Raw genomic sequence first — 23,363 nt, 5'->3', positions numbered from 1 at the left:
AAGACGACCGCCCCATCGCACGCGGTATCCAGTCCAGCCTCGAACAAGCCGGCTTCACGGTCGACATGGTCCACGACGGCATCTTCGCCGAACAGGCCCTTACGCAGAATCGCCATGAACTCGTGATTCTCGACCTGGGCCTGCCCGGCATCGACGGCATGACGCTGCTCTCGCGCTTCCGTCAAAGCAACCGGCATACGCCCGTCATCGTGCTCACCGCGCGCGACGAACTGAACGACCGCGTTCAGGGCCTCAATTCGGGCGCCGACGACTACATGCTCAAGCCGTTCGAGCCCGCCGAACTCGAAGCGCGCATTCGCGCCGTGATGCGCCGCAGCGGACCGCACGGCGACGTGCCGCGTCCCGAAGTGTCGCTGGGCGGCGTGCGCCTGTCGGGCGTCGATCGCCGCATCTTCAACGACGACAAGCCGCTCGAACTCTCGCCGCGCGAATTCGCGGTGCTCGAAATGCTGCTGCTGCGTCATGGCCGCGTCGTGAGCAAGGCCCAGTTGCAGGATCACCTCACGCACTTCGGCGGCGATCTGGGCGACACCGCGATCGAAGTTTATGTGCACCGCGTGCGCAAAAAGCTCGAAAACTGCCGCGTGGAAATCGTCACGGTGCGCGGCTTCGGCTACCTGCTGCAGGAAATCCGCCAGGCTGCCTGACGCCGGCGGGCGGAACGGGGCCGGGGCGTTCACCGGCTTCCCCCGCCGTCCAGATAGACCAGGCTGACCGGGATCGCAAGATCACGGGGCCGCATCTGCCCGGCCTGCCCCCGGCCCGCCCCTCCTGCCGCGCGGGTGTCCGCCCGCGTACAATGAATGGATCAAACCGCACGGCATGCCGTGCGGCGACGCGCTGCGCGCAACCGATCCATTCCTGGTCCAACATCATCATGTCTCATCCGGCCGCAAACAGTCTGCGCCGTACGCTGCTGCGCCGCCTGGCCGCCCCGTTGTCGCTGCTCGCGCTGATGAGCGGCCTGATCGCCTACTGGCTCGCGTGGCAATACACGCAGAACGTGGTTGACCGCTCGCTCGCCGACCTCGCCACGGCCATTTCCAGGCAGATCCAGATTGCCGGCACCGATGCGCCCATCACCGTGCCGCCGCTCGCCCAGGCCATGTTCTCCGACCCGGTCGAGCACCTTGTCTATCGCATCAGCGACGGCGAATCGGAGATCGCCGGCGACCACGATCTGCCGCTTCAGGGCACGAACGTGCGGCGCATGCACTTTGCCTATGTATTCGAAACCATGTATCAGGGCGTGACCGTGCGCGTCGCGCAGGTGCGCGTGCCGCAGGCAAGCGGCAATCCCATCGTGGTCGAAGTCGGGCAGCCCGTGCATCACCGGCTTCGCATCGCGGCCGAATTTCTCGTCGCGATCATGATGCCGCTGCTGCTGCTGCTGCTGGCCGGCTGGGTGATCGTGTGGCGCGTCGTGAACCAGCAGCTCAACCCGCTCAGCGATCTCGCCGATTCGCTGAACCGCCAGACCCACACCTCGCTCGAACCCGTGGACGAGACCTATGTGCCCGTCGAGATCCGGCCGCTCACGGGTGCCCTGAACGCCCTGCTCGGGCGCCTGAAGACCGCGCTCGAAGGCCAGCGCAAGTTCATCGCCGACGCCGCGCACCAGCTGCGCACGCCGCTCACGGCCGTGAAGCTGCACGCGGAGCAGGCTGCCAACGCACGCGAACCGCAGCAGGTGAGCAACGCCGTGCGCGAGTTGCGCGCCGCCGCCGACCGCGCCGTGCGCCTGTCCAATCAGTTGCTCTCGCTTGCGCGCGCCGAACCGGGCGAGCAGGCCGCGCGCTTCGTCGAAATCGACATGGCGGCGCTGGCCTTCGAGACCGGCGCCGAATGGGTGCCGCGCGCGCTGGCGAGCCACGTCGATCTCGGCTTCCAGCGGCTCGATGCACCCGAGAACGACCGGCCGCTGATGGTGCGCGGCAATCCCGTGCTGCTGCACGAAGTGATCGCGAACCTGCTCGACAATGCCCTCAAGTACGTGCCGCCCGCGCGAGCCGACGGCGGCCGCATTACCGTCACGGTCACGCAGGCGATTGCCAATGGCGTGCCGATGGCCGAGATCGTCGTCGAAGACAATGGGCGGGGCGTGCCGCTCGTCCAGCAGACGGACCTCTTCAAGCGCTTCTTCCGCGGCGACGGGCAGAGCGAAAGCGGCGTCGACAGCGGCGCGGGCCTGGGCCTCGCCATCGTCCACGACATCATGGCGCTGCATCGCGGCAGCGTGCATTACGAAGACGCGCCGGAAGGCGGCGCGCGCTTCATCGTGCGCGTGCCGCTCATGAGCCAGCGCACCGATGCCGCGGGCGCGAGCGCGAGCGCGGCCGAAAAGCACGATCCGCGCAGCAGCGCACAGCCGAAGAAGGCGACGAACCAGGCGCCAGTGGATATCTGACGCCCGGTTGCACTGCTCACGAAAACGACAAGGGCCGCACATTGAGGTGCGGCCCCTGTTCGTTTCGCAGCAGCTCGCGCGCGCGTTCAACGCGCGCCTGCGCTCACTTCTTTTTCTTGCCCTTCTCCGACTTCCCGGACTTCGCCGCCTTCTTGCCCTTCTCCTTGTCCTTGTCCTTCTCTTTCTCGGGCGCGGCGAGCATCGTGCCGCGGCACTTGCGCGCGCCGCACCGGCATTCGTATTCGCGCTTGAGCTTGCGCGTCTGCTTCGCGTCGATCACAAGACCGTAGTCGTAAAACAGCTCCTCGCCCTCCGCGATATCGCGCAGCGCGTGAATGTAAACATGACCGTCGATCTCTTCGGCTTCGCAGTTCGGCGCGCACGAGTGGTTGATCCAGCGCGCGTTGTTGCCGTTCACCTTGCCGTCGATCACGCCGCCCTCGTCGAGCGCGAAATAGAACGTGTGATTCGGTTCGTCCGGATTGTGCGGATGACGCCGCAGCGCCTCCTTCCAGGAGATGCGCTCGCCCTTGTATTCGATCAGGCGCGCGCCCGCTTCGATCGGCATCGCCGCAAACACGCCCTTACCGTGCACGCCGGACTGGCGCACCACGATCTTGCGTCCACTCATTGAGAATCCTTGTGATGTACTGGGGAGACCATCCCGGCTCAGGCGAACGGCACACACGCTACGCGGCAATCAATCGACAAGGCCGCGACGGCTGCGCGTCTCCCGACGCAAACGCGGCGCCCAGAAGGCGCCGCATGCGTGCCACGCCCGGGCGCGCCACAACTGGAATCGTACACGCTCGCAGCGCCTTCGTTCAACTCGTCAGCCTCGCGTACTGCGAATGCATCACGCGATTCCATGCAATGCGTGCCGGGCAGAGACGATCAACGCTGCCCGATCTTCGTCTCGCCAAAGAGGCTTTTCTGATCGCGCGGCTGCGAGCGCCAGTACTGCGGCGGCGCGTTCACGCTGGCACCGAGTTGCGCCGCGGCGTGCCACGGCCAGCGCGGATCGTAGAGCATGGCGCGCGCCATGGCGATCAGATCGGCGTCGCCATCGGCAATGACCTGGTTGGCCTGCAATGCATCGGTGATGAGACCTACCGCGATGGTGACCATGCCCGTGGCCTCGCGCACCTTGCGCGCGAACGGCACCTGATAGCCGGGCTCGAGCGGAATCTTCTGCAGTGGCGAAACACCGCCCGAGGATACGTCGATCCAGTCCGCGCCGCGCTTTTTGAGCGCTTCGGCGAATACGACGGTGTCGTCGGGCGTCCAGCCGCCTTCCACCCAGTCGGTGGCCGACACGCGCACGCCTACCGGACGATCTTCCGGAAACTCGGCGCGAACGATGTCGAACACTTCCAGTGGGAAACGCATGCGGTTCTCGAGCGAGCCGCCGTATTCGTCGCTGCGCTGGTTCGCGATGGGCGAGAGGAACTGGTGCAGCAGATAGCCGTGCGCGGCATGCAGTTCGATTGCGTCGATGCCGAGCCGGGCCGCGCGCCGCGCCGACGCCCTGAACGCTTCGCGAATGCGATTGAGGCCGGCCACATCGAGCGCGAGCGGCGGCGGTTCGTCTTCCTTGTGCGAGAGCGCCGAGGGCGCCCACGGCAACCAGCCGCCTTCGGCAACCGGAATCAGTTGACCGCCTTCCCAGGGCACGTGGCTCGACGCCTTGCGTCCCGCATGCGCGAGCTGCATGGCCACGCGGATGGGCGAATGGCGGCGGATGGCGGCGAGCACGGGCACGAGCGCCTCTTCGGTCGCGTCGTCCCACAAGCCGAGATCGCCCGGCGTGATGCGTCCATCCGGCTCCACCGCCGTGGCCTCGATGCAGAGCATCGCCGCGCCGGAAAGCGCGAGATGCCCAAGGTGAATCATGTGCCAGTCGTTGGCTTCGCCGCGAACGGCCGAATACTGGCACATGGGCGAAACGACGATGCGATTGGCGAGCGTCATGCCGCGCAACGCGAGCGGGGTGAAGAGCGGGCTCATGGGAGATATCGCGAACGGGACAAGGAGCGTTCGAGAATAGCACGCAGGCTTTTCATGCGCAGACGCCTGGCCCAAGGCCGCGTGGCAAGACCAGAACCAGATTCGCTCGCGCAGCCGCGCAACGCTTCAGAAGCGCTTAGGAGTGGGCCGGCGCATCGACGGCATCGAGCCATTCGCCGAACATGCGGCTCGCCTGCTCTTCCAGGCGCGGGCCGAGCCGCGCCGTATCCGCGCGCAAGGCATTGATATCGACGCCCGCATGCGCGATCTCGGCCGCGTGTCCGATCAGCCAGGGCTCGAACCGGTCGGCGCGCACTTCGGGATGACACTGAAGCGCGAGCACGTGCTTGCCCCACGCAAAGGCCTGGTTTTCGCAGACCGACGTCGATGCGAGGCGCGTGGCGCCCTGGGGCAAATCGAAGGTATCGCCATGCCAGTGCAGCATGGAGGTGGCTTCGCCATCCAGATGACGCGCCGGCGACGCACGCCCCGCATCGGTGAGCGTGAGCGGCGACCAGCCGATCTCGGCCTGCGGCGCCGCGTAGACGCGCGCACCGAGCACGCGGGCGATCAGTTGGGCACCGAGGCAAATGCCGAGCGTAGGGAGGCCGGCGGCAATGCGCTTTTCGATGAGAGCCGCAAGCGGGCCGAGCGTGGGATAGCGGGCGTCGTCGCAGGCATTGATCGGGCCGCCGAGAATCACCATCAGCGAAGCCGAAACAGGATTGAGCGCATGCAGGCGCGCAAAGCCGATATCGAGGTAGCGCACGAGCCGGCCGCGCTCGCCGAGCACGCGCTCGAAGCTGCCGAGGTCCTCGAAATACACATGGCGGACAGCCAATACTTCGCGATTCATCGGCGCTTTCCAGTTCGTCGAGGCTTGTCGGCCAGGCAAAAACGGGCGCGCCGGCGGCAGTGCGCCACCGGCGCGCGGCGCCATCCGCTCAAGCGAGCGGATGGCCGCAGGATGCAGCCATCACATTACGCCGCGAAGATCTTCCAGTTCTTCTTCTGCGTCGTCGCGTCAGCTTGTTCGTACACCGAACAATCGAGGCGCAGATCGGTATCGGTCATGTCGATCCCGAGCAGCTTGCAGTGGTGCGGCACCTTCTTCGGGTTCTTGCTGACCTCGAAGTGCGAGCAGGTCAGGCACATCCGGTGCTGCGGGATGGCTTCCTGGACTTCGAGCTGGTAGACCGTCTTGAGCAGCGTGCGGTAGAACACGGCCTGCTCGTCGCCACGCAGCGTGCCGACCGCCTTCGCGAGGAAGTCCGGCCATTGCGCCGCCTTCTTCGCCGCCGTGCGGCCACGCGACGTGAGACGCACCGCGAGGGCGCGGCCGTCGTCGAGCGCACGGCGCTTTTCCACGAGCCCCTTGGTTTCGAGCGTGCTCACCGCGTCGCTGGTCGTCGCGGCGGTCAGCGCCGTCTCCCGCGCGATCTCGCCGAGGCGCATCGGCCCCTTGCGCTGCATCAGCAGCACGAGAATTTCGCCCTGGGTAGGCGTGAGTCCCGCCCCTTCAGCCCAGTCCCATGCCTGGCTCCGCATCGCCGTGCTGAGTCGCAGCAGGCTATGGGTCACCCGCCCGGCTGCCTGCTCTCCGTATACGCCTTCGCTCATAGTCTTTCGCTGGTTATTGGCAGCTTGCGCTGCGTCGTCGGCCGCCGCATAGGCCGACGGACTTGTGGGAAACCTGCGTCCGGTATTCCGGATCGCAAACCATCTCAAAAAATTACTGCTTCTTCCAACCGCTTGTCCGGTGGTTTTGCACAGTCATTCTTTCTCGCCGCTACAGCTTCGGGCGCGGTCTTCACCCCGCGGCCTTCGCGACAAACCGACATTCTATGCGAGAGTAGCAAATCGCACAGCTAAGTTATCCAGCGCGAATTGTGGATAACCCGTTGATAAGCGCGCTAATAGTATGTGGGTAAGCGCTTGATAACGCGCATGCCCCAATTGGCGCTTTCCCAGGTTATCCCGTATTTCTCGCCCGAACGCAACTGGAATCTGTACGGTTGTCGCACGGCCGTCATTTCGCAGACCTTTGAGTTTTCAGGCTTTTCAGTCGTTACCCGCAGGTCGCCCCCGTTTGAGTGTATTTTTATTGCACGGGAATACATCAGCGGCGGACGCCCAGAAATCCTGGAGGACGTCGAAATGAACGGTCAGGCCACGAAAAAAAATTCTCGCTGAGCGCTCAGGCACGCGTTTTTGCCCAAGACGAGCGTGCCCGGCCGCAAACTGAGCACTGCGAAGACATCAGCAAGGGCGCCCGAAAGCGCCCTCCCGGACGAGGCAGATGCCTCGGACCGTCACCGCGGATCGCACCTCAGGCACGCCAGCGCAGGCACTGCTGGCGCACCGCCTCGTGCAAGGACTTCTCTTGCGCAACCACTTCGCGCAGCCACGTGGCGTCGTTGGCCTGGCCGCGGGCGATCGTGCCGATTTCGGTGAGCGCCCGGGTCGAAGCCAGCGCCTCGCCATGCGGGGCGATCTGTTCGAGCGTCTCCAGAATGTCTTCGGAGATGGTGCGCCGCTCGCCCGTCTGGGGATTCACGCAGGTGCCGGCAAGACCGAAACGGCAGGCCTGGAAGCGGTTGAAGGTATAGACGAGGTAGTCGTCCTCGAGCGGCGCGATCGGCCGGTCGGTGAGCAGATGGCGCGCGAGCGTCTGGATGTAGCAGGCAATGGCCGCCGCCCGCTCGACCGAAAGCGGCGTGTCCATCACGCGCACCTCGATGGTCCCGAAGCCGGGCTTCGGCCGGATGTCCCAGTAAAAATCTTTCATGCTGTTGACAACGCCGGTGTGCACCATCTTCGAGAAGTACTCCTTGAAGTCTTCCCAGCTCAGCACGAACGGCGCGCGCCCCGAAAGCGGGAACGCGAACACGGAATTCAGGCGTGCCGAGTGAAATCCCGTATCGACGCCCTGCACGTACGGCGACGACGCCGAAAGCGCAATGAAGTGCGGAATGAAGCGCGAGAGCGAATGCAGCAGGAACAGGGCGCTGTCCGGGTCCGGGCAGCCGATATGGACGTGCTGGCCGAACACGGTGAACTGCTTGGCCAGATATCCGTAGAGTTCCGAAAGGTATTGAAAGCGCGGCGTATCGACGATGCGGCGGTCGCTCCATTGCTGGAACGCATGCGTGCCGCCGCCGCACAGACCGACGTTGAGTCGGTCGGCAGCGGCAACGAGCGTGTCGCGGATCTTGCGCAGGTCGGTCACGGCCTGCTCGTGCGTCGTGCAGATGCCGGTGGAGAGCTCGATCATGCTTTCGGTGATCTCGGGCGTGATGTTGCCCGGAATCTCCTGATCCTTGACGAGACGCATCAGGTCGCTGCCGGCCTTCGTCAGATCGTAGTCGTGCGTGTTGACGATCTGCATTTCGAGTTCGATCCCGAACGTGAACGGTTTCGAGTCGACAAATGATTCCAGTGACATGGCATCCCCATGCTAGAGAGTGGCAATGGCAGGCGCACCGCCTCCGGTCAGTGGAGCGGTGCGCAGTGCCACGGTAAAAAGTCGCCGCTGAAAACGGCGATTGCTGTGGCTATTGCTCGCCCCGCTCGCCCACGAGGGCAAGCGCGCGATAGACGAGCCACGGTCCGATGAGCTGCAGCACGACGATCGCGCACATCACGATCGCCCGCAGATGCGGATCGAAGTTCGGATAAAGCTCGTAGGTGTCCTCCATGAGCAGGAGCGCGAGTGCCGACATGGGCGTCAAGGCAACGCCCAGTGCCACGCCCTGCTTCCACTCCAGCCCGCTCGGCTTCGCGAAGATCAGCACACCGATCAGTTTCCCGACGAATCGCGCGACGATCAGCCCGGCCGCCGCCACGCCGCCCACCAGGATGTCGTGCCATTCGAAAGTCGTGAGCGTGAGCACGAACAGAATCACGGTGAGGAGCCACCCGGCCGTGCCGAAATGTTGCGGCCACAACTGTGGGCGCGCTTCGAAATTCTTCACGATGATGCCGGCGGCAAGCAGGCTCAGGATCGTGGAGAGCTTGAGCACGTGGGCAATGCCGATAGCCAGCAGCACGAGGCCGAAGAGCGCGACGAACGAATGCTCGTCCTGCGGACTCAGCCGACGGTAGAACAGCATGCAGGCGCGCGCGAGCCCATAGGCGACGATCAACGATCCCACGAGCAGATAAAGCGGCTGCAGGATGGTGGCGATCAGGTTGCCGTAGATCTCCTGATGCAGCCAGCCCGAAGCGAGTTTTTCGACGACGACCGCGTACATGCTGTTCAACGCGGTAAGCGTGAGAAGCCGCTGCGTGACCTGGCCTTCGGCGCGCAGTTCGGTCTTGAGCTGGATCACCATGGCGGGCGACGTGGCCATGGCAATCGATGCCACGACGAGCGCCACCATCACCGGCACATTGAGGAACAGCAGCACGGCCAGCACCAGCACGAACGTAAGCGTGGCTTCCGCGAGGCTCGAAAGAATGAGCCACGGATTACGGCGGATCCAGCGCAGATCGAGCCGGCTGCCGAGTTCGAACAGCAGCAGGCCGAGCGCCACGTCGAGGAGCGGCCGCGCATCCTGGGCGACTTCGGTATCGATGACGCCAAAACCCGCCGAACCGGCAATCAGGCCGATCACGGCATAGCCCGAAATGCGCGGCAGCCGCCACGCCCGGTAGCAGAGCTCGCCGCACAGCCCGGCGGCGAGCAGCGCGAAGCCTGCCCAGAAGATGCCGTCGAGCTGCAGCGGCCACGCGGGAAAGAACGAAAACGCCGACTTCATCTTGTTGGCTTCTCCTTGAGGTCCGGCTGTCTGGCGGCAATCGATCACGACGGGGACGCAGCGAGGCACAGGCAAGCGGCGTGCCGCACGGGTTTCTGTCACCCGGCGCGCGGCCCTTTGGCCAGACGATTCGATGCCGGTGCGCGCTTCGCCGGCGTAGCGTTCGACCCTGCGGCTGCATGACTTGCGCAACGGCGGGAAAACACGGCGCCGGCGTGCCGGAAACGGCAGACAACCGGTGCGGGCGCGTACATGCGATGGCTGCGCCCGCGATGGATGAACGAACGCTGCCGTCTCTCCTGTGCGCTCAGAGTCAGGACAGGTGGCATCCGTTCCTTGGACGCGTCGGCCGTCGGTTGCGGCACGCGACGCGGGAAGAACGGCGATTGTGCCATAGCTTTTTTGCAATTGGCCTGGCACTCCCGCAAGCCCATACCGAAGCGGTAATTGCGCCCGTTTTCTGACGGATACGGAAAAAGTGACCGTACTCCATCGATCGCGTGGCGAACCGTAACAGCAAGGAACATGGCGCGACGCCGGTGGTTTCAGCTTGGGTTTACGGTTTACCGTATGTATACGTAGTAGAAGTTAACAAGGGGACGGCATTCCTGTGGACAACCCTGAATAACTTCGGCGGATCAGAGACTTGGCGTACGCACAACCGGTTGCAAAGGATGTGCGGCGCAGCCTGCGTTCCCGGGGTAACTTTTTGGTCATTCCGGGTGCCTTGCAAGTTACCCCGTTTACGTCCACATCGATTCCACACGCGTTGCACCTGCAATCTGCGCAGTTATCCACAGACCGGGGTGGATAACCCCGGTGCCGCGGACGCGCGTGCCTGTTTCAAAGACTGCGCTGGCGCAAGGCGCGCTGCAGAAAGCGTGCGGGATCGAGTTGATCGGCGAGTTCGCGTTCGAGCGGCCACGGCTCGCCTTCCAGTTGCGAGGCGATGAGTTCGGCGCCGAGCGCCGACCAGACGAGCCCGCGCGAGCCATAGGCGTAGGCGCCGTAAAGACCCGCCATGCGCGGCAGGTCGAGCGGCCATGCGCCGGCGAGACGTTGCGCGTTTTCTCGCGCCGCGGCTTCGTCGCCGAGCTGGCCGATCATTGGCAGGCGGTCGCTCGTTACGCAGCGAAACGCGACGCGGCCGCTGCATTCGTCTGCATGGCCAGCGTCGCGGAGCGCTGCGAGTTCCGGCAGCATGTCTGCGACGCGCTCCAGGTTTTCGAGGTGCCCGGCGGGACGCAGGGCGAGGTCGTCGTCGTCGACTTCGTAGGTGGCGCCGGCGAGTGTCACGCCGTTGGCGAGCGGCACGGCATAGCCGTCGCCGATCACGGGGACGCGCAGGCCCGCGAGCGGGCTATGCGGGACGAGCGTGAGCTGCCCGCGCACGATGCGCGTGGGGGCATGGTCCAGCGATGCGGCGCGCGAGGCGTCATGCGCATTCGCGAAGATCACGATGCTGGCTTGGGCCACGAGCGCGCCATGCTCGTCGAACACGCACCAGTCTTCTCCCGAGCGTTCGATGCGCGCCGCCTTCACACCGAAGCGGGCATCGAGCAGCGGCCCGGCGGCCGCGCATTGTGCGCGGCACAACGATGCCGGATCGATTGCGCCGCCGAGCGGATAGAACCAGCCGCCCTGCGCGAGCGCAACCCCCGCGATATGCTGGGCCGCTTCGCGCGAAACCGCGTGGACGAACTCGTTGGGATAACCGAATGAATCGAGTGCGGCGGCGACGGCGCGCGATTCGTCGTCGGTCGCGAGGTGCAGGAGGCCCGAGTGCGAGCGTGTGAGCGCCATGCCTGCCGCGTCGAGTGCGGCCCAGCGCTGCAACGCATAAAGAAAGCCCGCGCGCGTGATGCGCGAGGCGCTGCTGTCGTCGCGCGAGATCAATGGATGAAAGACGCCTGCCGGATTGCCCGAGGCTTCCTGCGCCGGGGCGGCGTTGCGCTCGAGGAGCGTCACGCGCCAGCCGCGCGCGGCGAGCCGCTCGACGAGCGCGCAGCCCGCGAGCCCCGCGCCGATCACGATGGCATGACGCTCGCGCACGGCTGCCGGTAGCGGCGGTTCGTAGCGGCGCACGCGCCAGCGCGGCGCGAAACGGCCGACGAGCATCGCGCGCTTCGAGCCGAAGCCTTCCACCTTGCGGTATTCGAAGCCGTTGGCGAGGAGCGCGCGCTTGACGTCGCCCGAACTGCTCCATGTCGCGAAGGTCGCGTTTTCGCCGGCGACCCGGGCGAGTGCCTTGAAGATGACCGGCGACCAGATATCGGGATTCTTCGCCGGCGCGAAGCCATCGAGATAGAAAGCGTCCGCGCGTACCCACATTTTGGGAAGCGCTTCGGACGCGTCGCCGAAAACGAGCGTCAGCGTGACGCGCCCGCCTTCGAATTCGAGCCGATGCATGCCCGGCACGAGCATCGGCCAGGCGGCGGCGAGTTCGGCCGCGAGCGTGGCCAGCGTGTCATGAGGTGCGTGCGCAACGATTGCATCGAGCGCCGTGCGCAGATCGTGCCGCGCAAAAGGATACTTTTCGACCGAAACGAAATGCAGCCGCTCGCAACACTTCGGATCGTTTCGCCATGCCAACCAGGTGGCGAGGAAATTCACGCCCATGCCGAAACCCGTCTCGAGCACCGTGAAAACCCTGCGACCGTGCCAGCGTTCGGGCAACCCGTTGCCGTGCAGAAAGACGGCTTCGGACTGGGCGAACGCGCCGGACGCGCTGTGGTAGATGTCGCCGTAAGCCGGCGAAAACGGCGTACCGTCTTCGCGGCAGGCGAGCGTGGCGGGAGTCAGGATGGCGGTCATAAGGATCGCGAACGGGCAGGACGGTGCAGTAAAACGCGGTGAGAACGGTGATCGCGCAGCGATCTAGCCACAGGCAAGTCGCAAGCGAGCACCCATGCATCCGCTCAAAACCCCCGTCCAGCCGGGCTTTCCGCGGGTGCGGGCGTTGGCTGGACGCAACGCATGACCGTTGGAAATGGTCAGCGCGGCGGTCTTTTCGAGGGCTGCGGCGAAAAAAAGCGGCTACCGGATCAAAATCAGGCCGAATTCGGGCGAATACCGGTTCAAATCTTCGAAACCCTTGTCGTTATTGGGTTTGCGCTGCGCTATCATAGCAAGCGCCGCCCAGGGAAGCGGCAGCACGGCCGTCGCAGCGAGGAGCAGGCATCCGCGCCACGACGCGAACAAGCCGGGGTGCTCCGGAACCGTCGCTGCTCGACGGCGCGGCACGCGTCCGTATAATCGGCGCGTTCGCGCTGTTCGTGTCAACCTAAACTGATAAGGAACTTCTCAATGAATAAACAGGAACTGATCGACGCCGTCGCAGGGCAGACGGGCGCCAGCAAGGCGCAAACCGGCGAGACGCTGGACACGCTCCTCGAAGTGGTCAAGAAGGCTGTGGCAAAGGGTGACGCCGTGCAGCTGATCGGCTTCGGCAGCTTTGGTTCGGGCAAGCGCGCGGCACGTACGGGCCGTAACCCGAAGACGGGCGAAACCATCAAGATTCCGGCTGCCAAGACGGTGAAGTTCACCGCTGGCAAGGCGTTCAAGGACGCCGTCAACAAGCGCTAACGGATTGCCGCTTTAAGTTGACACCCGCCCCTGGCGGGTTTTTTTTCGCCTGCGCTGCTGCGCGAAAGAGGCCGGAAAAAGCCAGGCGAAAAAGCAACGGCGCCGCGTCGATATCGCTTCGACGCGGCGCCGTTTTTTTCCTGTTTGCGCCGGTGCGCCAGTTGCGGACCCGGGAACTCAGTGCCGATGCACGATTTCGCCTTCACCGTCGTGATCGTGATCGTGTTCGTCGTCGTCGAAATCCCAGTCGGGAAACGGGTCGTCGTAATGCTGCCAGGCGTCGGGGCCGGCGGCGAATTCGGCTTCGGTCAGGAGGCACGCGTCGAACTTTGCCTGCCACGCGTCGCGATCCAGATCCACGCCGATCAGCACCAGTTCCTGGCGGCGGTCGCCGATGCGGGTGTCGTTCAGGTCGCCGAACCAGTCGGCGGCGATCTCGCGTTCCAGCCCGGCGTCCTGCGGCCATTCTTCGCGGGCAAGCGCGGCCCACCACGTGCCGGCCGGCCCGTGACGGCACACGCCGCCGGCCTGCGAGAGCGAACCGGTCACGTCGTTACGCGAAGCGAGCCAGAAGAAGCCTTTCGAGCGCAGCACGCCCGGCCACTCCTGATTCAGCAGCGCCCACAGGCGCGCGGGGTGAAACGGCCGGCGCGCGCGATACACGAAGCTGCCGATGCCGTAGGCGTTCGCATCGTGGCGCTGCGCGTGGTTGCAGTCGGGGTCGTCGCAACCGTCGTGGTCGTCGTGATCGTGGTCATGCTCGTGCTTCGCCTCGCGCAGCGAAGCCTGCCAGCCCGGTGCGCTTGCCGCCGCGTCGAAGTCGAAGCGCCCGGTGTCGAGCACCTGATCGAGCGGCACGTCTCCAAAGCGGCTCACCACCTGCACCGCGCGCGGATTGATCTGCTTGAGGATGTGCTGCAGGCGCGCGAGTTCGTCGGCGCTGACGAGATCGGCCTTGTTCAGGACCAGCACGTCGCAGAACTCCACCTGCTCGATCAGCAGTTCGACGATCGTGCGGTCGTCGCCTTCCTCAACCGTCACGCCACGTTCGGCAAGTGGATCGGCGCTCGCATAGTCGCGCAGGAAGTTGAACGCATCGACAACCGTGACCATGGTGTCGAGCCGCGCAAAACCGGCCAGTGCATGGCCTTCTTCGCCGGCGAAGGCGAAGCTCTCCGCGACCGGCATGGGTTCGGCTACGCCGGTGGATTCGATCAGGATGGCGTCGAAATGCTGGCCGGACTGCGCCGGGTCGGCAAGACGCCCGATCTCGGTGAGCAGATCCTCGCGCAGCGTGCAGCAGATGCAGCCGTTCGACAGTTCGACGAGCCCCGGCGCCTGCTGCGCAGGCGAGGCGGCGTCGCGCACCAGCGCCGCATCGATATTGACGGCGGCCAGATCGTTGACGATCACGGCCACGCGCAGGCCGGCGCGATTGGCGAGGACGTGGTTGAGCAGCGTGGTTTTGCCCGCGCCCAGGAACCCGGAGAGCACGGTGACGGGCAGTGGCGGCTGGTTCATTGCAGTGTGGGAGTCAGAAAGACGGGGACGGGCCGCGCGTACGCGGCGCTAGAACGCATTGTGCATCATGCAGGCGCGCGCCGCTAAGAGGCCGCGAGGCGCCGGGCGGCTTACTTGAGGAAATTCCACTGCCGAAGGATATCGGCGATCTGCTGCGCGTAGCGGTCGCGCAGCGCAGGGGTGGCGGAATGGTAGGCGCCCACCGCGGCCCAGGTGTTGCCGTACTTGTTCATCTGCTGGCGCAGATGCCATGCGGCAATATAAACGTTCTTGCACGGCTCCATCAGCGTGTTCTGCGAGATGCCGTACTGCGCGAGCGTGGCGAGGTGCACGGAATTGATCTGCATGACGCCGTAATCGGTCGAACCGTTAGCATTCCTGTGCACTGCGTCCGGGTGGTTGTGCGATTCCTGCCAGGCGATCGCGCGCAGGATCAGCGGATTGACCTGCTGATAGCGGGCGGCTTCGTCGAAGCAGTCGGCGCGCGCGAGCGTGCTGACGCTGGCCAGCGCGAGCGTGGCGGCAGCGGCAAGCAAACGGGACCAGACCTTCTTCATAGGCAACGGGCAAAAACGTACGGAAGCATAGCGGGCAAGAACGCCACAGAGCCAGGGAAACTCCTGATACGGCATGACTCGCGAGACGTCACCCATGGGGTATGACCCAGGGTGTGTGACCCACAGGCGCGGCCGGCCTGCACCGGTTTCGCGTACCCGAGGATCGCCCGTATCATACCGGCCGCTTATGACGCGTCAAGCCGTGATGCCCATCCGGACGAGGCTTGCCGGGTCTGCGGGAACGCCAGGGCGCGCGGGACCGTGTCGAACCCGTCCAGGCGCACCTTACAAACGGCTTTGGATTATGCAAGAGCTCTAGAAGAAAACCACAGACGTTCTTTTCTTGTGACATTTTCGACACGAAAAGCTGCTACTGTTGCGTTTTTTTGCAGATCATCGGGATGCCGAGGGGACAAAAGAGGCGGCAGCCAGCGGCAACCGGAGCGGCCGGCAGCGCCAGCCGTTCGTTCATCACGCACGAATACGCACAAACACGCACGAATGGCCGGGGGTGTCCGCCGCCGGCTTCGATATGACATCCATGAGAAGAAATCGTATGGCTTTGCGTCGCGTCGCCACGGCGCTGCTCGTGAGCGGACTCATCTCGGCGCAGCTCGCGCACGCCCAGGTGACGCTCAATTTCGTCAATGCCGACATCGACCAGGTGGCGCGGGCGATTGGCGCCGCGACCGGCAAAACCATCATCGTCGACCCGCGCGTGAAGGGGCAGCTCAACCTCGTTTCGGAGAACCCCGTTCCCGAGGACCAGGCGCTCAAGACGTTGCAATCGGCGCTGCGCATGCAGGGCTTTGCGCTCGTGCAGGATCACGGCGTGCTGAAGGTCGTGCCCGAGGCCGACGCCAAGCTCCAGGGCGTGCCCACTTATGTCGGCAATGCGCCCACCGCGCGCGGCGACCAGGTGGTCACGCAGGTGTTCGTGCTGAAGAACGAGTCGGCCAATAACCTGCTGCCCGTGCTGCGTCCGCTCATCTCGCCGAACAATACGATTGCGGCCTACCCGGCGAACAACACGCTCGTCGTGACCGACTACGCCGACAACGTGCGCCGGCTCGCCGCGATCATCGCGGGCGTGGACACGGCCGCGGGCCAGCAGGTGCAGGTCGTGCCGCTGCATAACGCCAATGCGCTCGACATCGCACCGCAGATCTCGAAGATGCTCGATCCGGGCGCAATCGGCGCCTCGGACCCCTCGCTGAAGGTTTCGGTGGTGGCCGACCCGCGCACCAACTCGCTGATGCTGCGCGCCTCGAACGCCCAGCGTCTCGCGGCCGCGGCCCAGCTGGCGAAGCAGCTCGACGCGCCCACCAGCATGCCGGGCAATATCCACGTCGTGCGGCTGCGCAACGCCGACGCCACGGAGCTCGCCAAGACGCTGCGCGGCATGATGGGCAAAGGCGGCAACGATTCGTCGTCGTCCGGCAGCAACGCGAATTCGTTCAACCAGAACGGCAGCGGCGGCGGCAGCAGCACCTCCACCGGCATGTCCGGCACGCCGCCCCTGCCCAACTCGCTCGGCAGCAATTCGTCTTCGTCGAGCAATCCGCTTTCGGGCGGCGGCACGTCCTCGGGCAGCAACGACGGCGATTTCAGCAGCGACAAGAACAAGAGCGACGACAATTCGGGCGGCGGCATGATCCAGGCCGACGCGCCCACCAATTCGCTCATCATCACGGCGCCGGACCCGGTGTACCGCAATCTGCGCGCCGTGATCGACCAGCTCGACGTGCGGCGCGCGCAGGTCTATATCGAAGCGCTGATCGTCGAACTGAATTCGAATACGAGCGCCAATCTGGGTATCCAGTGGCAGATCGGAACGGGCTCGGTGCTTGCCGGGACCAACCTCGCCACCGGCACCGGGAACAACATCGTCAACCTGACCGCGGCGGCGGCGACCGGCGGCCTCGCGGGCGCGCTCGCCACCGCGAACCCGAGCTTGCAGCAGGGCCTGAACGTCGGCTGGGTGCACAACATTTTCGGCGTGCAGGGACTCGGCGCCCTGTTGCAGGCGTTTGCCGGCTCGGCCGACGCCAACGTGCTCTCCACGCCTAACCTCATCACGCTCGACAACCAGGATGCGAAGATCGTCGTCGGCACCAACGTGCCGATCCAGACCGGCTCCTACTCGAATCTCACGAGCGGCACGACGGGCACGGCGTTCAACACGTACGACCGCGTCGACGTTGGCCTCACGCTGCACATCAAGCCGCAGATCACCGACGGCGGCATCCTGAAGCTTCAGCTCTACACGGAAGATTCGGCGATCGTGAACGGCACGACCAACGTCTCGACCAATCCGGCCGGCCCGGACTTCACGAAGCGTTCGATCCAGTCCACCGTGCTGGCCGACAACGGCGAAATCATCGTGCTCGGCGGGCTGATGCAGGACAACTACCAGGTCAGCAACAGCAAGGTGCCGCTGCTCGGCGACATTCCCTGGATCGGCCAGCTGTTCCGCTCCGAAAACAAGACGCGCTCGAAGACCAACCTGATGGTGTTCCTGCGTCCGGTGATCATCAGCGACCGCAACACGGCGCAGGCCGTGACGTCGAACCGCTACGACTACATCCAGGGCGTGACGGGGGCTTACCAGTCGGATAACAACCTGATCAGGGACAAGGACGATCCGGTGGTGCCGCCGATGCCGGTGGGCCCGGCCGAAGGCGGTTCCGCGCTGAACCTCTTCGATCTCGACAAGATGCGGCGCGAACAGGCGGTGCGCTCGCTCGCGCCCGCCGCGCCCAGCAGCACGGGCGCCGGTAGTGCGGGACCAGCAGGAACGGCGCCCGGCGTGAACACCTATGCCGTGCCGAACACACCCGCAGGCGCCGTGCAGACGCAGCCCGCGCAGCCGGCCGTGCCGGTGCAGACGTTGCCCGCGCAACCTTTGCTGACTTCGCCGGGAGCGCAACAGTGAATACGCCGCAAACGCCTGGCAGCGCGTTGCCGGCGACGGCGGGGGCGCCGCACGCCGTGCGCGAGGCGCCCTCGCCGCTCGCGGCGCGTCTCGTGCCCTATGGCTTTGCGAAGAGCGGGCAGATCCTCGTGGCGCACCAGCAGGCGGACGGGCTCGAAGTGTGGATCAGCGAGCGCACGAGCAGTGCGGCCATCGCCGAAGTCGCGCGCAATTTCGGCGCCGTGCGTTTCGTGCGCATTGCCGCCGACGAGCTCGCGCTCGCGATCAACCAGGCCTACGCGCGCCACGACGGCAGCGCGGCCCAGGTGGTGGGCGAAGTGGAAGGCGAAGTGGATCTGTCGCGGCTCATGCAGGACATTCCCGAAGTGGAAGACCTGCTGGAATCCGAAGACGACGCGCCGATCATCCGCATGATCAACGCGCTCCTCACGCAGGCCGCGCGCGAGCAGGCCTCCGATATCCACATCGAGCCGTTCGAGAACGCTTCGGTCGTGCGCTTTCGCGTGGACGGCACGCTGCGCGACGTGGTGCGCCCGAAAAAGGCGCTGCACGGCGCGCTGATCTCGCGGATCAAGATCATGGCGCAGCTCGACATCGCCGAAAAACGGCTGCCGCAGGATGGCCGCATCACGCTGCGCGTGGGCGGGCGGCCCGTGGACGTGCGCGTTTCGACGCTGCCTACGGGCCACGGCGAACGCGCCGTGCTGCGTCTGCTGGAAAAGGACGCGCAGCGCCTGAATCTGGAAGCGCTCGGCATGGCCGCCGACACGCTCGCCAGGTTCGACCAGTTGATCGCGAAGCCTCACGGCATCGTGCTCGTCACGGGGCCCACGGGCTCGGGCAAGACGACCACGCTCTATGCGTCGATGTCGCGGCTGGAAACGGCCACGACCAACATCATGACGGTCGAAGACCCGATCGAGTACGACCTCTCGGGCATCGGCCAGACCCAGGTGAACGAGCGCATCGGCATGACGTTCGCGCGCGCGCTGCGCTCGATCCTGCGTCAGGATCCGGACATCATCATGATCGGCGAAATCCGCGACCTCGAAACCGCGCAGATCGCCGTGCAGGCCTCGCTCACGGGCCACCTCGTGCTCGCCACGCTGCACACCAACGACGCGGCCTCGGCCGTGACGCGTCTCACCGACATGGGCGTCGAGCCGTACCTGCTCGCTTCGTCGCTGCTCGGCGTGCTCGCGCAGCGGCTCGTGCGGCAGCTCTGCCCCGTCTGCAAGGAAGCGCGCGCCGAGGACGACGGCCGCATGCGCTGGCATCCGGTGGGGTGCGAGCGTTGCGGCCATTCGGGCTACTCGGGGCGGCGCGGCGTGTACGAACTGCTGCTGATCGACGAACCGATTCGCGCGCTCATCCACCGCAATGCAGCCGATGCGGAGATCTTCGCGGCCGGCCGCGCGCAGGGCATGCGCACGCTGCGCGAGGACGGCGAACGCTGGCTCGACGCGGGCACGACGTCGCTCGAAGAAGTGCTGCGCGTGACCGGCGGCGCATAAGGCATCGAAGAGAGAGGCTCAAGCAAGATGCCGGCATTCCGTTTCGAAGCGATCGACGCCGCGGGCAAGGCCCAGAAAGGCGTTCTCGAAGCCGACAGCGCGCGCAGCGCCCGCACGCAGCTGCGCGGCCAGGGGCTCACGCCGCTCGTGGTCGAGCCGGCGGCGAGCCGCACGCGCGGCGCGCGCCAGCAGCGCCTCGCGCTCGGCCGGCGCCTGTCGCAACGCGAGCAGGCCATCCTCACGCGCCAGCTCGCAAGCCTGCTGGTGGCGGGGCTGCCGCTTGGCGAAGCGCTCGCGGTGCTCACCGAGCAGGCCGAGCGCGACTACATCCGCGAACTGATGGCGGCGATCCGCGCCGAGGTGCTGGGCGGCCACTCGCTTGCCAATGCGCTCGAACAGCACCCGCGCGACTTCCCCGACATCTACCGCGCGCTCGTGGCGGCGGGCGAACACACGGGCAAGCTCGGCATCGTGCTCTCGCGCCTCGCCGACTACATCGAACAGCGCAACGCGCTCAAGCAGAAGATCGTACTCGCGTTCACCTACCCGACCGTCGTCACGATCATCGCGTTCGGCATCGTCACGTTCCTGCTGAGCTACGTGGTGCCGCAGGTGGTCAACGTGTTCGCGAGCACGAAGCAGGAGCTGCCGTTTCTCACCATCATGATGATGGCGCTCTCCGGCTTCGTGCGGCATTGGTGGTGGGCCGTGCTGATCGCCGTGGCGATCGTGGCGTGGATCGTGCGCGCGATCCTGCGCCAGCCCGGGCCGCGGCTTTCGTTCGATCGCTGGATGCTCACGGCGCCGCTCGCGGGCAAGCTCGTGCGCGGCTACAACACGGTGCGCTTTGCGAGCACGCTCGGCATTCTTTCCGCGGCCGGCGTGCCGATCCTGCGCGCCTTGCAGGCCGCGGGCGAAACGCTCTCGAACCGTGCGATGCGCACGAACGTGGATGAGGCGATCGTGCGCGTGCGCGAAGGCACGTCGCTGTCCCGGGCGCTCGGCAATACGAAGACGTTTCCGCCGGTGCTCGTGCACCTGATCCGCTCGGGCGAGGCGACCGGCGACGTGACGACCATGCTCGACCGCGCCGCCGAAGGCGAGTCGCGCGAGCTGGAGCGCCGCACGATGTTCCTCACGAGCCTGCTGGAGCCGCTCCTGATTCTCGCGATGGGCGGCGTGGTGCTCGTGATCGTGCTGGCGGTGATGCTGCCGATCATCGAGTTGAACAACCTCGTCCAGTAGCGTCGCCGGCGGACGAGGCGCGGGCGGCCAGGTTAGCGCACGTAGATGGTGGGCCCGGGCGCGTTGGCGGGCAGGAAGATTTCGGAGTGCACGCCGTGGCGGTCGATGACGATCGAGCGGGGGCGCACTTCGGCGAGCCGGGCGTCCTGGCCGATGGGGCCGCCGAGCGAAATGGCTCTCGCCGGATCGCCGCCGACGCTCACGATGGCCGCCGCGCCTTGCTGGAGCGCGAGGATGCCGGAGAGGTGGATGTCCTGCACCGGGTTGCGATCGAGCCGGCCGCCGAAGAGCGCGGCGGCCTGGTCGAGCGAGACCGGCGCATGCGCCGCGGCGGCTTCGGTGGGCGTGGCGCGGCTGGTGGCGAGCGTGAGCCCCCACCCGGTTGCCGTGGCGCAGAACACCGCGAATGCGGCGAGGGAGAGGAGTCGGATTTGCAGGGCGTTCATGTGCTCCATTGTACGGAGTATTGTGAATTTTTCGACGGCGTGCGGGTATGCCCGAAAGCCGTCACCGCGTGACATTACAATGACCCGCCACGTGACTGACTGCACGTAGGGTGGAATGCGGCGCCGGGATGGGCGCCGCGACGTTCAATTGCCAGGAGGGAAGCAAGCCATGTCCATGTGGGCCAAACGTCGTGCTGAAATCGAGGGGCTGCGCGCCCGCCGCCGCGGCGGCTTTACCCTCATCGAAATCATGGTCGTGATCGCGATTCTCGGCATTCTCGCCGCGCTGATCGTGCCGAAGATCATGAGCCGTCCCGACGAGGCGCGGCGTGTCGCCGCGCGCCAGGACATCGGCACGATGATGCAGGCGCTCAAGCTCTACCGGCTCGACAACGGCCGCTATCCGACCCAGGACCAGGGTCTGCAGGCGCTTGTCCAGAAGCCGACCACCGACCCGGTGCCGAACAACTGGAAGGACGGCGGCTATCTCGAACGCCTGCCGAACGATCCCTGGGGCAATCCGTACCAGTACCTGAATCCGGGCGTGCACGGCGAGATCGACGTGTTCAGCTACGGTGCCGATGGCAAACCCGGAGGCGAAGGCAACGACGCCGATATCGGGTCCTGGCAGTAGCGCGGCCTGGCATGGCGGGCACGCCGGGGAACCCTGCGAGGTTCCGCTTGCCCGCCCTGCTTTCCAGGATCGCCGCCGCCCCGGTTGCCGCAAGCCACGCATCATGCGCCAGACTCTCCCGCAACGTTTCCCGCCCCGCGCGACGCCCACCGGCGCCGTGCGCGCGCGTGCGCGCGGCTTCACGCTGCTCGAAATGCTGGTGGTGCTGCTGATCGCAGGACTCCTGATTTCGCTGGCGTCGCTTTCGCTCTCGCGCAATCCGCGCACCGATCTCAACGAAGAGGCCCAGCGTCTCGCGCTGCTGTTCGAAACCGCGGACGACGAGGCGCAGGTGCGCGCCCGGCCCATTGCGTGGCAGCCTGTGTCGGGCGGCTTTCGCTTCGATGTGCGAACCGGGGACGGCTGGCGCCCGCTGCGCGACGACCTGCTCGGCCCGCGCGGCTGGGAAGGCGGCGTGACCGGCGTCTCGATCGACTACCCGGGCGGCGACGACGACACGCATGCCAATCGCCTCGTCTTCGGTACCGAGGCCGTGGACGTGCCGGTCCAGGTGACGCTGTATTCCGCAGTCGGGCGCGCGACGATCGTCGGCACCGGCAGCGGCCGCTTCGAGGTGCGCTGAGATGCGCGCCTTCCGACGCTCGCACGGTGCGGTCCGAATGGTGCACGCGGCCCGCCCGGTCCGTCCGGCCGCAGCGCGCGGCTTCACGATGATCGAAGTGCTGGTGGCGCTCGCGATCGTCGCCATTGCGCTTGCGGCGTCGCTGCGCGCCGTGGGCAGCCTCGCCGCGAGCGAGGCCGATCTGCATGACCGGCTGCTGGCGGGCTGGAGCGCCGACAACGCGCTCGCGCAACTGCATCTCGCGCACCGTTGGCCCGACCTCGGCGAGCAGCAGTTCGACTGCTCGCAGGCCAATCTGCGGCTCACCTGCCTCGAGACCGTGAGCGCCACGCCCAATCCTGTGTTTCGCCGCGTGGAGGTGTCGGTGACGACACCCGGCCGCGCCGGCAATCTCGCGCAACTCGTCACGGTGCTCGCCAATGAGACGAACCGCTCGCTGTGACCGTGCGCGCGGCGTGCGCGGCTTCACGCTGATCGAACTGCTCGTGGCCATCGCGATCCTGGCCGTGGTGGCGATCCTGTCGTGGCGCGGGCTCGACCAGATCATGCGCGGCCGCGACACGATCACGCGTTCGATGGCCGACGAGCGCGTGTTCGCGCAGATGTTCGACCAGATGCGCATCGACTGCCGCCAGGCCGCCTCCGACGACGAAGCGGGCGCCTCCGCGATTTCCCTCGAAGGCGGCGTGCTGCAGATCGTGCGGGCCTTCGCGGTGCCGCCGGGCGCGGCGCCGCGCCTCCAGGTGGTGCGCTACCGTGTGACCGAAGGGCGCGTGGTGCGCTATGCCTCGCCGCCCATCGCCAATCTGGGCGAGCTGCGGCGCGCGCTGCGCGGCGGCGAGAGCGGCAACTGGAACGCGCTGCCGATGATGGGCGGCGTGGGCTCGATCAGCGCGCGGCTCTACGTGCCGAAGGTCGGCTGGACCTCCAGCATGCAGGACGTGCGTGCGCAGCTCACGGCCAACGTGAATAATCTCAAGGTGCCGCAGCTCGGCAATGCACCGCTGCCGCGCTCGGTGACGGGGCTCGAAGTGCGCGTGGGCGCCACTTCGTTGCAGTGGCCCGTCACGCGCGTCTTCCTGGTGGGGGAGTGAACGTGCCGACTTCAC

The 23,363-nt window shown here is 66.1% G+C and carries 21 protein-coding genes; 11 read left to right on the top strand and 10 right to left on the bottom strand.

Annotation, left to right across the window (positions count from 1 at the left end; genetic code table 11):
- Positions 1–668: response regulator transcription factor (locus tag BFE01S_RS32615; RefSeq protein WP_084170324.1), on the top strand; the 668-nt coding region annotated here is incomplete at its 5' end.
- Positions 669–898: 230 nt separating this feature from the next.
- Positions 899–2,428, top strand: a complete 1,530-nt coding sequence (locus tag BFE01S_RS32610) for a sensor histidine kinase (RefSeq protein ID WP_028229109.1) — start codon at positions 899–901, stop codon at positions 2,426–2,428.
- 103 nt (positions 2,429–2,531) lie between these two features.
- On the opposite strand, the gene BFE01S_RS32605 is transcribed toward BFE01S_RS32610, so the two are convergent.
- The 4 genes from BFE01S_RS32605 to BFE01S_RS32590 form a co-directional block, all read right to left on the bottom strand.
- On the bottom strand, positions 2,532–3,059 hold the full coding sequence (locus BFE01S_RS32605; RefSeq protein WP_028229108.1) for an SET domain-containing protein: 528 nt from the start codon (positions 3,057–3,059) through the stop codon (positions 2,532–2,534).
- Positions 3,060–3,322: 263 nt separating this feature from the next.
- Complete coding sequence (locus BFE01S_RS32600) at positions 3,323–4,435, bottom strand: NADH:flavin oxidoreductase/NADH oxidase (RefSeq protein WP_028229107.1); 1,113 nt, start codon at positions 4,433–4,435, stop codon at positions 3,323–3,325.
- Positions 4,436–4,571: 136 nt separating this feature from the next.
- The gene (locus tag BFE01S_RS32595) at positions 4,572–5,291 is read right to left on the bottom strand and encodes a glutamine amidotransferase (RefSeq protein WP_028229106.1); all 720 of its coding nucleotides are present in this window, start codon (positions 5,289–5,291) and stop codon (positions 4,572–4,574) included.
- Positions 5,292–5,416: 125 nt separating this feature from the next.
- Entirely contained in the window at positions 5,417–6,055 is a 639-nt protein-coding gene (locus BFE01S_RS32590; protein WP_028229105.1) for a MarR family winged helix-turn-helix transcriptional regulator, read from the bottom strand.
- 327 nt (positions 6,056–6,382) lie between these two features.
- Here BFE01S_RS32590 and BFE01S_RS44795 point away from each other — a divergent pair, with 327 nt between their 5' ends.
- On the top strand, positions 6,383–6,628 hold the full coding sequence (locus BFE01S_RS44795) for a hypothetical protein (protein WP_156967239.1): 246 nt from the start codon (positions 6,383–6,385) through the stop codon (positions 6,626–6,628).
- A gap of 136 nt (positions 6,629–6,764) precedes the next feature.
- Here BFE01S_RS44795 and BFE01S_RS32585 read toward each other — a convergent pair whose 3' ends face one another.
- The 3 genes from BFE01S_RS32585 to mnmC form a co-directional block, all read right to left on the bottom strand.
- Positions 6,765–7,880 (bottom strand): YbdK family carboxylate-amine ligase, encoded by a 1,116-nt coding sequence (locus BFE01S_RS32585; protein WP_028229104.1) that lies wholly within the window; start codon positions 7,878–7,880, stop codon positions 6,765–6,767.
- A gap of 109 nt (positions 7,881–7,989) precedes the next feature.
- Entirely contained in the window at positions 7,990–9,195 is a 1,206-nt protein-coding gene (locus BFE01S_RS32580) for a cation:proton antiporter (protein WP_028229103.1), read from the bottom strand.
- Positions 9,196–10,038: 843 nt separating this feature from the next.
- Complete coding sequence (mnmC, locus tag BFE01S_RS32575; protein ID WP_028229102.1) at positions 10,039–12,009, bottom strand: bifunctional tRNA (5-methylaminomethyl-2-thiouridine)(34)-methyltransferase MnmD/FAD-dependent 5-carboxymethylaminomethyl-2-thiouridine(34) oxidoreductase MnmC; 1,971 nt, start codon at positions 12,007–12,009, stop codon at positions 10,039–10,041.
- A 477-nt stretch (positions 12,010–12,486) separates the two neighbouring features.
- On the opposite strand from mnmC, the gene BFE01S_RS32565 reads away from it, so the two are divergent.
- A complete protein-coding gene (locus BFE01S_RS32565) occupies positions 12,487–12,780 on the top strand; it encodes an HU family DNA-binding protein (protein WP_456088839.1) in 294 nt (97 codons plus the stop codon).
- A 177-nt stretch (positions 12,781–12,957) separates the two neighbouring features.
- Here BFE01S_RS32565 and BFE01S_RS32560 read toward each other — a convergent pair whose 3' ends face one another.
- Together BFE01S_RS32560 and BFE01S_RS32555 are read right to left on the bottom strand one after the other, a co-directional pair.
- Positions 12,958–14,301 carry a GTP-binding protein gene (locus tag BFE01S_RS32560; protein ID WP_028229100.1) on the bottom strand — a complete coding sequence of 448 codons (1,344 nt, stop codon included), beginning with the start codon at positions 14,299–14,301 and terminating at the stop codon, positions 12,958–12,960.
- Positions 14,302–14,411: 110 nt separating this feature from the next.
- Positions 14,412–14,858 carry a lytic transglycosylase domain-containing protein gene (locus tag BFE01S_RS32555; protein ID WP_028229099.1) on the bottom strand — a complete coding sequence of 149 codons (447 nt, stop codon included), beginning with the start codon at positions 14,856–14,858 and terminating at the stop codon, positions 14,412–14,414.
- Between the two features lie 556 nt (positions 14,859–15,414).
- Here BFE01S_RS32555 and gspD point away from each other — a divergent pair.
- Genes gspD through gspF form a run of 3 tightly spaced genes read left to right on the top strand, consistent with a single transcriptional unit; the run spans position 15,415 to position 20,552 of the window.
- The gene (gspD, locus tag BFE01S_RS32550; protein ID WP_042339376.1) at positions 15,415–17,793 is read left to right on the top strand and encodes a type II secretion system secretin GspD; all 2,379 of its coding nucleotides are present in this window, start codon (positions 15,415–15,417) and stop codon (positions 17,791–17,793) included.
- On the top strand, positions 17,790–19,307 hold the full coding sequence (gspE, locus tag BFE01S_RS32545; RefSeq protein WP_028229097.1) for a type II secretion system ATPase GspE: 1,518 nt from the start codon (positions 17,790–17,792) through the stop codon (positions 19,305–19,307). The genes gspD and gspE overlap by 4 nt, the downstream gene beginning before the upstream one ends.
- A 27-nt stretch (positions 19,308–19,334) precedes the next feature.
- A complete protein-coding gene (gspF, locus tag BFE01S_RS32540; protein ID WP_028229096.1) occupies positions 19,335–20,552 on the top strand; it encodes a type II secretion system inner membrane protein GspF in 1,218 nt (405 codons plus the stop codon).
- A gap of 32 nt (positions 20,553–20,584) precedes the next feature.
- On the opposite strand, the gene BFE01S_RS32535 is transcribed toward gspF, so the two are convergent.
- A complete protein-coding gene (locus BFE01S_RS32535; protein WP_028229095.1) occupies positions 20,585–20,998 on the bottom strand; it encodes a hypothetical protein in 414 nt (137 codons plus the stop codon).
- Positions 20,999–21,167: 169 nt separating this feature from the next.
- On the opposite strand from BFE01S_RS32535, the gene gspG reads away from it, so the two are divergent.
- The 4 genes from gspG (at position 21,168) to BFE01S_RS32515 (ending at position 23,348) form a co-directional block, all read left to right on the top strand.
- Positions 21,168–21,632, top strand: coding sequence for a type II secretion system major pseudopilin GspG (gene gspG, locus BFE01S_RS32530; protein ID WP_042339375.1), 465 nt, complete (start codon positions 21,168–21,170; stop codon positions 21,630–21,632).
- Positions 21,633–21,735: 103 nt separating this feature from the next.
- The gene (locus BFE01S_RS32525; protein ID WP_042339372.1) at positions 21,736–22,254 is read left to right on the top strand and encodes a GspH/FimT family pseudopilin; all 519 of its coding nucleotides are present in this window, start codon (positions 21,736–21,738) and stop codon (positions 22,252–22,254) included.
- A gap of 37 nt (positions 22,255–22,291) precedes the next feature.
- Positions 22,292–22,696 (top strand): type II secretion system minor pseudopilin GspI, encoded by a 405-nt coding sequence (gene gspI / locus BFE01S_RS32520; RefSeq protein ID WP_042339369.1) that lies wholly within the window; start codon positions 22,292–22,294, stop codon positions 22,694–22,696.
- Positions 22,674–23,348, top strand: a complete 675-nt coding sequence (locus tag BFE01S_RS32515) for a PulJ/GspJ family protein (RefSeq protein ID WP_028229091.1) — start codon at positions 22,674–22,676, stop codon at positions 23,346–23,348. Before gspI ends, BFE01S_RS32515 begins: the two co-directional genes overlap by 23 nt.
- Positions 23,349–23,363 lie beyond the last annotated feature (15 nt).

Origin of the sequence: Paraburkholderia ferrariae NBRC 106233, assembly GCF_000685035.1 — a bacterium.
Taxonomy (GTDB): Bacteria; Pseudomonadota; Gammaproteobacteria; order Burkholderiales; family Burkholderiaceae; genus Paraburkholderia; species Paraburkholderia ferrariae.
Note: the sequence above shows the minus strand (reverse complement) of the source record. Positions and strands in the feature narration are given on the sequence as shown.